The following is a 12,581-nucleotide window of genomic DNA, read 5'->3' on the forward strand; positions in this document are numbered from 1 at the left end:
GTTTTCAATGGTTTGGCCGCTCGGACGAAAGATCTCTTTCATGCGGGAATATTTATATGCTTTATTTGCTTGGCGCAATACCTTTTATCAGCAATTCCGTCCATTGGGCGGTATAAGGGAGAATCTTCGGGTAGATATGCGGGCTGGAGATCCCTTCAACCAGTGCCTGGAAATAAATCAGAAGAAATTCATCCGAATATTTCAGATCAACCTTGCCTTCTTTACGCCCGCGGTGAAACAAATCCAACATAAGACTGTAGCTTTCCTTGACGTATTGCTGCATCATCAGAGATAATCCGTCATCATCTTTCTTTGTAAAATAATCCATTAAACCCAAATAAAATTGTTTGTTGATTTTTTCCAGATAATTGATTTTGTTCTGACTCATGGCAATGATCGTTTCTTCAAAAGGTTTATTCTCGGCCATGATTTCTCGGGCCGTTTCCCCCATTTGAGTTAAAAAATATTTAAAAACCTCATGAACCAGGTTTTCTTTGCTCCCAAAATACTTAAAAATCGTCGTTTTACCGACATGAGAATGTCTAGCAATCTCATCCATCGTTACATTTTCTATGCCGGCATCGGTATTTATCAATTTAAAAGCTGCTTCTAGAACTTGATTTTTCTTCGCTTGTGTCCTCTTTTCAAAACCGTTCATTCCTTATTCCTGCTTTCTAACTATTATGTCTAAAAAAATATTTTAAGGAGGATTTAGTTCGCATTTCCCCTTCCTATTTATTATATAGCTATAATTATGAATTATCAAACATAAAGGAGTTCTAAACTTATAAATTTTTGCGTTGACTATACGGATAATCGGGTGTATAACTGAAACTGTAAATGAACTTTGGTTTAAAACAAAGCAAATATTTCGAATTTACGAACTTAATATCATTTATTAGTTCGTTATTTATCAGCTTTGCTTTAAACTGGAAAGCACGTTACTAAAACTGGTCTAGAAGGAGTTTTAGTGCTATGACAAATATTGTAGAAGTGCAAGGCTTGCAAAAAAGATTCGGGAAATTCAAAGCGCTGCATGACGTGTCATTTACGGTAAATGCCGGAGAAGTTGTCGGCTTTATCGGACCGAATGGCGCGGGGAAATCCACAACGATTCGCACTTTGCTAGGAATCATCCATCGGGATGCCGGAGATGCAAAAATCTTCGGCAAGGATGTATGGAAGGATAGCCTTGAGATTCATAAACGAATTTCTTATGTTCCTGGGGACGTGGCTCTTTGGGGCAGTTTAACAGGCGGCGAAATCATTGATTTGTTTATGAAATTGCATGGCGGCGGAGACAAAAATAAACGCGACTATTTGATTAAACGGTTTGAATTGGATCCTAAGAAGAAAGCCAAAGGCTATTCCAAAGGAAATCGGCAAAAAGTCGGCTTGATCGCGGCTTTATCCGTTGACTCCGATTTGTATATTTTCGACGAACCGACTTCCGGCCTTGATCCGTTAATGGAAGCCGTCTTCCAGGATGAGGTCGAAAAAATCAAGCTTGCGGGAAAAGCCATCTTGCTGTCCTCTCATATTTTGAGCGAAGTGGAACGACTGGCCGATAAAGTAGTTATCATTCGTCAAGGCATAGTGGTTGAAACCGGGACATTGGATGAGCTGCGTCATTTAACGCGTTCTACAGTAACTATGGTAACGCAAGGCAATGTGGCTATAATGGCATCCGTTAACGGGGTTCATGATTTCAAGCAATCCGGCAATCAAGCGACATTCTCTGCGGATAACGAATTTATCAATGAGATTTTGTCCGAAGCGGCAAAATTGGGGGTTAAGAAGTTTGAGTCCGTGCCGCCTACGCTAGAAGACTTATTCATGCGTCATTATGAAGTCTAAGAGCGGAAACGGAGGAGATTATAATGCAAGAAAAATTTGCTCGTTCGCGAGTACTATTCGTCCAATACCTGAAACGTGATTGGAAAAAAATCATCATCTGGGTTTTAGGTTTAGGCTTGTTTTCAGCCGGATTTGTTCCGGCTTTTGAAGAAATCGGCAAAGGGCAAGGTTTGCAGGGAATGTATGAAACCTTGCAAAATCCTGCTATGATTTCCATGGTTGGTCCTACACCGATTGAGACCGCAGCGGATTATACTTTGGGTGCAATGTATGCGCACGAAATGTTGTTATTCTGCGGTTTGTTTGCGATGATTATCGCTGCTTTGCATGTGGTAAGCCATACTCGCAAAGAAGAAGATCTTGGGCTTACTGAACTCGTACGCTCCTTTCAAGTAGGCCGTCAAGCCAATTCGCTTGCGGTGATTGCCGAAGTCGTCATGATCAATATTCTATTAGCGCTCGTTATTGGCGGAATGATGACTAGCTTTGGCATAGATACGATTTCGGCCGAAGGATCCTTTTTGTTTGGCGCATCCATAGGGATGGCCGGGATCTTGGGAGCCGTAATTGCCTTAGTTATGGCGCAAATTATGCCGACTTCATCCGGTGCAACCGGTTCATCGCTCGGAATTGTAGGCTTGCTTTATATTATCCGCGCCGGAACGGATGTGTCGAATGTTGATTTTTCCATGATCAATCCGATGGGTTGGACTTATCTGACTTATCCATTTACAGAAAACAATGGGGTCCCCCTGATTTTGGCTATAGTCTTCAGCGTTATTGTCGTGATCATCGCTTTTGCCCTCGAAGGCGGTCGAGATATGGGTGCCGGTTATTTACCAGAAAGAGAAGGCCGGGAGTCGGCAAAAAAAACATTGCTTTCCGTACACGGCCTGTTTACCAAGCTGAACAAAGGCGTAATGATCAGTTGGTTGATTGCTTTCATCATCATGGGAGCAGCCTATGGTTCGATTTATGGAGATATGCAGACGTTCCTTGAAAGCAATGAAATCATGAGTCAGATGTTTACGATATCCGGCGTTTCCATCGAAGAAGCCTTCACCGGGACCATTATGATGGTCATGATTGGATTGGTTTCCATTTTGCCGATTGCGATCGTGAACAAACTTTTCTCGGAAGAAGCGCGGCAGCATTTAAGCCAGCTTTATGCAACAAAAGTGACGCGAGCTCAGCTCTATTGGACGAGTGTCATATTGGCCATTGTTGCTGGAATCGTTGGCATTTTGCTCGCTTCAAGCGGACTTGGCGGGACGGCCATTTCTGTCATGGGTGACGGCTCGTCCATGAATATGAGGGATTTTCTCGCCGCTGGCTATAACTTCCTGCCTTCCGTGTTGTTCTTTACCGCACTTGCCGCTTTGGCTTTAGGTTGGGCACCAAGATTAGGCAAAGCCGTATACGCGTATCTAGGCTATTCTTTTGCATTAAACTATTTCGGCGGCATTCTGGATTTGCCGGAATGGTTCTCGAAAACAGCCGTTCAAAGTTGGATTCCGCGGATGCCGGTAGATTCGTTTGATGCAGCAACCTTTATTACGATCACAGTGATCAGTATTGTTTTGATGGTTATGGGCTATATTGGATATCGCAAGCGGGATATGGTTGAAGGAGCTTAGCAGGAAAATAAATTCGTGATTTACATTATACTTTGAAATGAGAATTGAGCAAAAAACGGGCTGAAACGTGTATTTTCGGCCCGTTTTTTTGCATTTTATAGATAGCCAATACCGGTTCGGTGTCTAATCAAAACCAACTTATGCATCCAATAGACGGCGCAAACCAAAGCGTAAACCAAGAAGAATCCGTGCCGCCATTGGAAACGCAGATCGAAGGTAAATAGAACTAAACCTTTCATAAATGCTTCTTCCCTGTTACCTCGATGAATATTTGTTCCAATGACGCCTCCCTCCTGCGAATGAATGGTTTCAGGAGGATACTCCTGGATGAATCTAAGTTTTTGGCGAATCTAATCCCGTTCTTGATCGGAATTGTTTGGGCATAGCAATCCATCTCCTGGTTAATAATGATTGTATGAATAAAATCATTTTATATTCACAAAACACACCCTCTATGCTCGAATGTCAATCGATTTGGCGTTAAACGGGCTTTCGAGTACAATGGTTGGAGAATTTATCCTTTTGATGAGGGGTGCCTTATGCATCATTTTAATGAGGTTTTCGTTCAAGTGCTGATCTTGCTCGCCATATCGATGGGGGTTATCGCAATAGCCAAAAAAGTAAATCAACCTTACTCGATTGCTCTCGTTGTGGTTGGTTTGCTGCTCGGACTCATTCATGTGCCTGTGTTGGAAGAAGCCGAAACGTTCATTACGCAATCGAATGTGTTTCAGGCGATCATAATCTCGTTGTTTCTGCCTATCTTGCTAGGAGACGCAACTTTAAAGCTTCCTTTCTCGCATCTTCGTGAGCAGAGCAAGCCAGTGATTGCCTTGGCATTCGGGGGCACGTTGCTGTCTTTCCTTCTCATCGCCTTGGCGATGTACGGATTGATGGGATTGCCGTTGATTGTCTCTTTCACGTTTGCTGCACTTATGAGCGCCACGGATCCGATCAGTGTTATATCCATCTTCAAGTCCCTTGGCGTTCCCAAGAAAATTGTGACCATTATTGAAGGTGAATCTCTTTTTAATGACGGCATTGCCGTTGTCTTGTTTCAGATCTCTTCCATATACTTACTTACCTATATGGAAATGGGGTGGGTAGGAATCGGCAGTGGTGTATTGCTCTTCCTGAAGTTTAGTTTGGGGGGAATTGCAGTTGGGGCTGTTTTGGGATTCCTCTTTTCGCAGCTTATTCGCTTTTATGATGACTATCCACTCGAAATCGCCTTCTCAATGCTGCTGTTTTTCGGAAGTTATTTTATCGCCGAGCATTTTCACGTGTCCGGTGTCATTGCCGTAGTCGTAGGTGGCTTGATCTTCGGCAGCTACGGGGCTCGTATCGGTATGTCGGAAACCAGGAAGATGAACATCAATTCGTTCTGGGACGTCATCACCCTTGTAGCAAACTCGTTGATATTCTTAATGATCGGACTTGAAATCAAGCACATCGACTTCACGGACAAATGGGCACTTATTGGTGCTTCGATTCTTATTGTTCTGATCGGAAGAACGTTAGCCGTTTATGCGAGCATGAAATTCCTGAAATCCTTCCCCGCTTCCTGGCAAGTGATTTTGAATTGGGGAGGATTAAAGGGTAGTTTATCGATCGCGCTTGCCTTAAGCTTGCCCACGACCTTCGAAGGCCGTGACGATATTCTTGTGCTAACCTTCAGTGTCGTCCTCTTCTCTTTGCTCGTACAAGGACTCACAATCAAACCATTGGTTAAGAAATTGGGGCTCGGCAAATCAATGAAGGTAAGTGAATAGCTATAGAAACTGTAGAATGAGGCCGCGGTCATATTTTAAGTACCCAAAACAGAGTAAAGATATGGGGAATTTGCCGATGACCCGGCTTAACTTCCTCATACTCTTTACGCCGTCACACCTCTATGTACATTGCTACTACGTAAAACTTAATTCTAAGCGCTGCTTCAGCAGCCTTATCCTATGAGCACCTTCTCTTCGGGCAAACGGTATTTTTGTTTGAACATTCGCTGCGACAACGCGAATGCAAGTGTTAAGGGTCCAAGTCTGCCAATATACATGGTCAAAATAATGATCCCTTTTCCTAAGGGTGAGAGTTCTGGTGTTAATCCCATCGATAAACCGACTGTTCCGAAAGCCGAAGTCACTTCAAAGAGAACCTCCATAAAATCCTTCTGCAAACTATGCTCACTAATGGTTAGGACAAAAGTAGCCAAAATAACCACCCCGACTGAAATTACCATGACGGCTAGCGATCGAAGGATGATGGATTGAGGGATTCGCCTGTTGAGTATTTCAACATCTTGTTTGCCCCTTATAATACTTATCAAAGTGAACAAAAGAACTGCGAATGTGTTTGTCTTTATCCCCCCTCCTGTTGAACCAGAGGAAGCGCCGATAAACATTAAAAAAATCATAAAAAACTGAGAAGCCGTCATCATCTCAGCGATATTAATTGTATTAAACCCAGCGGTACGAGTGACTACGCCTTGAAAATAGCCCGCCCACATCCGTTCTGCCCACGTTAAGGAGCCAAACGTATGGGTGTTGAACAATTCGATGATGAATATAACCAAAAAACCCGTGAAACAAAGGAAGCCGGAAGTTGATAACACAATCTTGGAATGTAGGGATAGCTTTGTCCACCGCCTATGCTTCCACACATCTAAAACTACAGTAAATCCGAGGCCGCCTATAATAAAAAGCAGAGTGATGACGATATTGACTAATGGATCACCGACGTATCGGCTCAAACTATCGGACCAAAGACTAAATCCAGCGTTATTAAAGGATGAAATGGAATGAAACACACCGTAATATACGGCTTGGCCCAAACCCAGCTCCTCATTCCAGCGAATGATTAACAAGGCTGCTCCCATAAGTTCAATTATGAACGCTATAAGAAAAATACCCAGTGACAACTTCACAACACCTTGTGTCGATAAAGAGTTTGTAGATTCTTTTATGAGAAGGCGGTTTTTCAATCCGATTTTCTTACCCAGGACTACGGCTATCAACACACTAAATGTCATGAATCCAAGGCCGCCAACTTGAATCAAGCACATAATGACGATTTGACCAAAAAGGGAGAAATCAGTTCCGGTATCCAGCACAACCAATCCTGTAACACATACTGCAGATGTTGAAGTGAACAATGCGTTTAACCAACCGACACCGGTGCCTGTTGATGATGATATGGGTAGTGCCAACAAGATAGCCCCTAATACAATCGGGAAAGCAAAGCCTAACAGAATGAGACGCGAAGATGTTAAATGAAATTGCTTCATTGATATTTGGGGCTGTGATTTGCTCCGAAACATTAGATATCCTCCTTCTTGTCCTAATTTTCAATAAACGAAACCGTGCTGGGCTGCTTCTGCGTAGTATTAACCATATCAAAGCATTGATGCTACTGCAAAACAAATTTTCACAAAGCTGCTATACTGTATTTCGGTTACATTGACGGTATGGCAAACCAGATTCTTTGAATATGGAGCAGCATTTATCGCCAAACCAAACAAAAATCGTAAAACCTCAGAAATTATCGCGGAGACTGCCAACAGTTATCAAATAACGCAATTGATTATCGGTCAATCCGGACAAACAAGATGGCCACATCAATGATACTCATGAACGAGGAATCCAAGTCACTCTAATGAAAAATGGCCAACATTACCTGCTCAGCAAAGAGGAATCTGAAGGCGAACCATTGCCGCTGTTACCCCCTGCTGGGATTGGGATTCGAGTTACATCCGCTCCTTGCATACTGGGTGGATCCATGATTGCTCGGAATACGAATGTTCAAATGATCGAATCCCCGCTTATGAAGGTCCCAACCGTTTTAAACCGGGACGCTGGAGCTTCATTAAGAGGTCCGCTTTCGAGATCTACCTTTTAGTGCTGGAGAACATAAGTGTATTGGAAGGAACTTTGCCACACAAGAAATGAAAGTCATCGGTCCTCCCTTTCTCAGCAAGCAACAGACGTGAAGCAGGAAAAAAATCTAGAAAGACGGAGTAATGCTTACTGTTAGAAGTCAGCAGGAGCCATCGTACATAGGTTAAAATGACATGGGATTTTTTCATGGATATTGATGATATTTCAAATGGAAAGTATAATCAATATTTAATAGACGCTATTATCCTTTTTAGATGTTACAAAGAAACTCACCGGGATATCCAAGTTACCGGAATCATCGGGCTCATGGATAAGCGTTGACACCAACCATCTTTGCATAGCTATTCAACAATGGAAGGAGCAGTTTAGAATGACAACCGTTTCGCAGATTTTGGAGTTCAACCAGCAGTTTGTACAAAATAAAGAGTATGAAAAATACGTCACTGACAAATTCCCCGAAAAAAAACTCGTCATCGTAACCTGCATGGATACACGCCTTGTGGAGCTTCTGCCCAAGGCGTTGAACGTCCGCAACGGCGACGTGAAGCTCATCAAAAACGCCGGAGCGATCATCTCGCATCCGTTCGGAAGTGTCATGCGGAGCGTCCTTGTAGCTTTGTACGAGCTAAAAGCTGACGAAGTTATCGTCGTTGGGCACCTCGAATGTGGCATGGCAGCGCTCAACGCGGATCAAATGATTCAGCATATGAAGGAGCGCGGCATATCTGATGAGGTACTGTCGACACTGGAGAACTCCGGCATAAAATTGAACGAGTGGCTGCGAGGATTCGATAACGTACAAGAAGGCGTTAAAGGAACGGTGGGCCTGATTAAGAACCACCCTCTTCTTCCGCCCGGTTGCAACGTTCACGGGATGGTTATCGACCCGAAAACCGGCCAGTTGGAGCTAGTTATCAACGGTTACGAAGATTAAAATACGCTTGGCTTTAACCCCACACAGGTAGAGACTGACCTATAGTATGGTACAAATTAAACACCTTCAAGAGAATGCGCGTAAGTGCGTAACCCTTGGAGGTGTTTTTTTAGTGTTAACAACAAATCGTAATCTACCCCGTAGAAACTAAGATGGAAACGATCCTCGCTAGCAGTATTCCTGTAAGATGCCATCAGGGATAGCATCGCAGTGAATGACTTGCTTAGCAATGATTTATGCGCTTTCATATGTGATTAATGAAGCTCAGCGGCTAAGTGCCTACAAAGCGGTTAGTGAAATAAAGTTTTCAGTAAAATCCTTAAGGTCCATATGGTTTTGGACTTCTTCCTCTAAGTTTTAACCTCTCGTAAAATCCTTCTCGGTCATAATGAGCATCCTCTTCGAACCATTCTATCGTGGGTACTACGCTTGAATTCGATATCATATGTCTTTCGTATTATTGGGACTATGTTCTTATCCTTCGTCATTAGTGAAACCATTTTTAATGGACAAGAAATGGATAAATAAATGGATGATTACTTATACTAACAAAATCTAAAAATAAAAATGGAGAAATCTCTATATGATGAGTAAGTTATCGGAAGTATTCAATGATTGTATGGATTTTCAGAAACGCTCATTTTGCGAAGATCATTTACAAGTCGCGTATCTTAGCACGTTAATTGGCAATGACGAACTCGTGCGTGAACTTCTTCATCCTTTGTCAAAATTGGAAGAAAGGGACATTCTAAACCTATTAACCACCCCCCCTTTCCAATCGGCAGTTTCACTTGATGAATGTATTAAGGGTGTGTTGGAGGGTAAAGCTGCTTTGTGCTATAAGGAGCGAGGATTTCTTATTGATATCCACCACGTGGAAGGCCGGTCGATCCAAGAATCATCCATTGAGGGGGTCATCTCAGGTCCACATGATGGTTTTGTCGAAAATATTACGCAAAATATAAGCCTCATTCGCAATCGTGTCAAAAGCGAGCATCTTAAAACGTTCAAGCTTACGGTCGGATCATTAACTAAAACAGATGTCGTGTTAGTATATCTGGATGATATTGTCAACCAAAATCTGCTGGAGGATATTAAAAAGAAGCTTCAAGCAATTCGGATCAAAGCCATTTATGGGACACCGATGATTACGCAGCTAATCGAGGAAAATCCAGGGTCCATCTTTCCTCAATTTGTCATGACGGAACGGCCAGATTCTTCATGTTCTCAGATCGTTCAAGGCCGAATCGTTTGCCTGGTCGACGGCTCTCCTTCGGCTTTTAGTCTACCTACTTCTTTTTTTGAATTTTTCTCTTCTCCAGAAGATTATTATCAGCGTTGGCTGGTTGGATCGTCGCTACGCCTGTTTCGGTTTCTTGGATTGTTCATATGCCTGGTTTTTACTCCGTTGTATATTGCGGTAACCACATTTCACTATGAGATCATCCCATTCAATATGCTACTGAATTTAACCGAATCCAGACGCAAGGTTCCGTTCCCTCCGTTGCTTGAAGCATTGATCATGGAACTGACGATTGAAATGCTGAAGGAAGCCGGTGGAAGAATGCCTGCAAAAATTGGACAAACCATCGGGATCGTGGGCGGTATTGTCATCGGACAAGCTGCTGTGCAAGCCGGTATCACGAGTAATATCTTGATTATCTCGGTAGCGGTATCCGCCATTGCTTCTTTTATGATTCCTAATTTCATCATGAGTAATTCCGTCCGTTTCTTACGCTTTCTCTTGCTATTCTTGGCAGGTTTCACAGGAATATATGGAATCGTCATGGGTATAGGACTCATCATCGCTCATCTTGCTTCGATTTCAAATATGGGAACTTCCTATTTAGATCCTGTAGCACCAATGAAATTTAGGGAATGGCTTGATACGTTTATTCGTGGTCCCATACAAACTTTGAAAAATGAACCCACGCAGCCTAAGGAGAATAAATGAAACCGACATTAAACAGCTTCCATGCCTTTGTTATTGTCTACATGCTAGAAGTGAATGTCAGCATCTTCCACAATCCCCGCATCGGTGTCGAAAATATCGGAACGAACTACTGGCTGGGCATGCTCATTTTATCCTTGGCAGCCATGATCAACATATATTTCATTTCTCTTGTCATCCGCAAAGCGAAAGGAAGATCCGTGTTTGAAATCATGGAGGCCTCGATTCCGAAACCCCTGTTGTACCCAATCTATGCCGGGTTAGTCCTGCTTTGGGTCTCGTTTAGCAGCGTTTCTCTTAAACACTACGGACTGATTTCTCAATATATTGCTTTTCCGGTTCGAGATGGAATCGTCATTTATTTGATGTGCATTTTACTTGTTTATTATTTACTGCTACAGAATATTTACGGGCTGAGCAAAGCGATTACGTGCTTCTTTTTTATCGTGGTCTGGATACCGCTTATAATCTTGTATTGTATTCCTAGCTGGGATTTTTTGCGGTTAACTCCTTTTCTATTTCAAGGGACAACGAAACCAATCACTGTTTTCTCGTGGGCTGAGGTCTATCAGGTGTTTGTTGGCTATGAGATGGCGTTGATATTGATCCCCTATTTCGACAAAAAAGGAAAGTGGGTCAAGGGACTATACTGGGGGCAAGCACTTGTATCCGCAACGTACCTATTTACGGCAATTATCATTAGCGGTTTTTTTAGCTTTGAGCAGCTTCAGAAGATCACCTATCCGGTAATCACTCTTCTGTCTTATATTGAATTGCCATTCTTAAACCGTGTAGAAATCCTTTCATTTACCTTGTACACCTTCAATATTATATCTGTCACGACAATATATTGCTTTGCTGCTCTCCTGGTATTGAAGCGGCTATTCCCTGCTGGAAAAGTTAAATGGATGGCATTAGCGATCGTCTTGGCTTTGTTTGGTTTGGTAGTCGGGTTCGATATAAGCAGACACACTGAACGGTTCTTTCGAATATTGAACAACTTCGAGATTAGCCTTGCTGTGATAAGCCCGTTTGTTCTTTTAATTCTGTTGATGATACATCAAACGCGCAAAGAAAGGAGAACGTGATAAATGCGCCGAGCAGCTCTATTACTGTTATCCTTGCTCTTATTGTCAGGTTGTGAAGATCAACGAATACTTGAGAAGTTAGGCTTTATTTTGGCAGTTTCTTTTGATATGGAGAAAACAAAATCAGAGGAAGATACCTTAAAAATCGGCTTTAGCATTCCACGCTCTCAACAGGATAAACAAATTTTCATATCGACCCTCGCACAAACTTATAAGAATGCGATCTTGAATCTATCTCGAGAAAATAACTATGAGTTGGTGAACGGTCAATTGCGATTGATTCTTTTTAGCAAGGAATACGCCCAGTCAGGCTTGGACAAGCAGTTGGATACTTTTGAAAGAGACCCGAAAATAGCGGGGAATGCCAAACTAATTGTAGTCGACGGCGACGCCGGTGATCTTCTTAGCAAGGACTTACCGCAGTACGATCAGACTGGACTGTTTCTCAATAATATGCTTGAAACTGTGAACAAAGTTCACCTTATTCCCTTGGCCGACATCTATACTTTCACTCGTGATCTCTATGATGATGGAATCGACCCGGTCATCCCTGTTCTAAAAGCGAGCTCCGAAAAAATCCAAATTACTGGAATCGGCTTGTTTCATGACGCTCGTTATATCGATAAACTCGACCCTATGCAATTTCCAATATTCTCATTACTTCAGGGAACGTTCAACGGGGGCGCTCTCGTAATGCGAGTTAACGAAGAAACTGATAAAGCTATCCAGATTAGTCTAAATCATATATACGGTAAGCGAAAAGTAAATGTTACCCTTCAGCATCCGATTCAAACGGGCCATGATGTGAAAATCATGATCGATTTCAATATCAAAGGGGCCCTTACCGAGTATACGGGTTCACTAGATCTGGATAATCCTCAAAATCAAGTGAAACTTGAATCACTAATGAACAAGTACCTGGAACAGGAAGTCGCAAAAGTTATCCGTTCGTTCCAAGAGCTTAAAGTTGATCCCATCGGACTCGGAAAGTTTGTTCGCATAAAAACCACCTATCCCGAATGGAAAGCGAACGACTGGAGAGATATATTCGAATCTGCTGAAATAACAGTTAAAAGCAACGTGAAGATAAGAAACTATGGGAAAGTGCAGGAATAATCGGGCGAATATGTCTGGATAATCCACAATGACTGGGCTTCGAGGATTGCCGGGGTGCGGAGAGACCGCCCGAGAAGCAAGGGTTGCAATATAAAATAGAAAATGCGGACT

9 protein-coding genes and 1 pseudogene are annotated in these 12,581 nt (G+C 42.6%); 8 read left to right on the forward strand and 2 right to left on the reverse strand.

Annotation, left to right across the window (positions count from 1 at the left end; translation table 11 throughout):
- Positions 1-61 precede the first annotated feature (61 nt).
- Positions 62-658, reverse strand: a complete 597-nt coding sequence (locus tag M4D81_RS18875; RefSeq protein WP_260067635.1) for a TetR/AcrR family transcriptional regulator — start codon at positions 656-658, stop codon at positions 62-64.
- 317 nt (positions 659-975) lie between these two features.
- Here M4D81_RS18875 and M4D81_RS18880 point away from each other — a divergent pair, with 317 nt between their 5' ends.
- The 3 genes from M4D81_RS18880 to M4D81_RS18890 all read left to right on the forward strand — a co-directional run bounded on the left by M4D81_RS18880 (position 976) and on the right by M4D81_RS18890 (position 5,266).
- Positions 976-1,857, forward strand: coding sequence for an ABC transporter ATP-binding protein (locus tag M4D81_RS18880; RefSeq protein ID WP_260067636.1), 882 nt, complete (start codon positions 976-978; stop codon positions 1,855-1,857).
- A 23-nt stretch (positions 1,858-1,880) separates the two neighbouring features.
- Positions 1,881-3,494: an ABC transporter permease gene (locus M4D81_RS18885; protein WP_260067638.1), complete on the forward strand. Its 1,614-nt coding sequence runs from the start codon at positions 1,881-1,883 to the stop codon at positions 3,492-3,494.
- 539 nt (positions 3,495-4,033) lie between these two features.
- A complete protein-coding gene (locus M4D81_RS18890) occupies positions 4,034-5,266 on the forward strand; it encodes a cation:proton antiporter (RefSeq protein ID WP_260067639.1) in 1,233 nt (410 codons plus the stop codon).
- 173 nt (positions 5,267-5,439) lie between these two features.
- On the opposite strand, the gene M4D81_RS18895 is transcribed toward M4D81_RS18890, so the two are convergent.
- Positions 5,440-6,804, reverse strand: coding sequence for a TrkH family potassium uptake protein (locus tag M4D81_RS18895; RefSeq protein ID WP_260067640.1), 1,365 nt, complete (start codon positions 6,802-6,804; stop codon positions 5,440-5,442).
- Between the two features lie 570 nt (positions 6,805-7,374).
- On the opposite strand from M4D81_RS18895, the pseudogene M4D81_RS18900 reads away from it, so the two are divergent.
- From M4D81_RS18900 to M4D81_RS18920, 5 genes and pseudogenes are all read left to right on the forward strand, one after another.
- A pseudogene (locus tag M4D81_RS18900) lies at positions 7,375-7,473 on the forward strand (cytochrome P450); the annotation flags it as partial.
- A 278-nt stretch (positions 7,474-7,751) separates the two neighbouring features.
- On the forward strand, positions 7,752-8,315 hold the full coding sequence (locus tag M4D81_RS18905) for a beta-class carbonic anhydrase (RefSeq protein ID WP_260067641.1): 564 nt from the start codon (positions 7,752-7,754) through the stop codon (positions 8,313-8,315).
- 583 nt (positions 8,316-8,898) lie between these two features.
- Positions 8,899-10,269: a spore germination protein gene (locus M4D81_RS18910; RefSeq protein WP_260067642.1), complete on the forward strand. Its 1,371-nt coding sequence runs from the start codon at positions 8,899-8,901 to the stop codon at positions 10,267-10,269.
- Positions 10,266-11,354 carry a spore germination protein gene (locus tag M4D81_RS18915; protein WP_260067643.1) on the forward strand — a complete coding sequence of 363 codons (1,089 nt, stop codon included), beginning with the start codon at positions 10,266-10,268 and terminating at the stop codon, positions 11,352-11,354. Before M4D81_RS18910 ends, M4D81_RS18915 begins: the two co-directional genes overlap by 4 nt.
- Positions 11,355-11,357: 3 nt before the next feature.
- Positions 11,358-12,470 (forward strand): Ger(x)C family spore germination protein, encoded by a 1,113-nt coding sequence (locus tag M4D81_RS18920; protein WP_260067644.1) that lies wholly within the window; start codon positions 11,358-11,360, stop codon positions 12,468-12,470.
- The last annotated feature ends 111 nt before the right edge of the window (positions 12,471-12,581 follow it).

The sequence above is a fragment of the Paenibacillus sp. p3-SID867 genome (assembly GCF_025142895.1).
GTDB lineage: Bacteria > Bacillota > Bacilli > Paenibacillales > Paenibacillaceae > Paenibacillus_AQ.

What these genes read in the sequence shown, in the direction of transcription:
- M4D81_RS18875 (WP_260067635.1), bottom strand. Translation starts at nt 658, where the DNA reads ATGAACGGTTTTGAAAAGAGGACACAAGCGAAGAAAAATCAAGTTCTA.
- M4D81_RS18880 (WP_260067636.1), top strand. Translation starts at nt 976, where the DNA reads ATGACAAATATTGTAGAAGTGCAAGGCTTGCAAAAAAGATTCGGGAAA.
- M4D81_RS18885 (WP_260067638.1), top strand. Translation starts at nt 1,881, where the DNA reads ATGCAAGAAAAATTTGCTCGTTCGCGAGTACTATTCGTCCAATACCTG.
- M4D81_RS18890 (WP_260067639.1), top strand. Translation starts at nt 4,034, where the DNA reads ATGCATCATTTTAATGAGGTTTTCGTTCAAGTGCTGATCTTGCTCGCC.
- M4D81_RS18895 (WP_260067640.1), bottom strand. Translation starts at nt 6,804, where the DNA reads ATGTTTCGGAGCAAATCACAGCCCCAAATATCAATGAAGCAATTTCAT.
- M4D81_RS18905 (WP_260067641.1), top strand. Translation starts at nt 7,752, where the DNA reads ATGACAACCGTTTCGCAGATTTTGGAGTTCAACCAGCAGTTTGTACAA.
- M4D81_RS18910 (WP_260067642.1), top strand. Translation starts at nt 8,899, where the DNA reads ATGATGAGTAAGTTATCGGAAGTATTCAATGATTGTATGGATTTTCAG.
- M4D81_RS18915 (WP_260067643.1), top strand. Translation starts at nt 10,266, where the DNA reads ATGAAACCGACATTAAACAGCTTCCATGCCTTTGTTATTGTCTACATG.
- M4D81_RS18920 (WP_260067644.1), top strand. Translation starts at nt 11,358, where the DNA reads ATGCGCCGAGCAGCTCTATTACTGTTATCCTTGCTCTTATTGTCAGGT.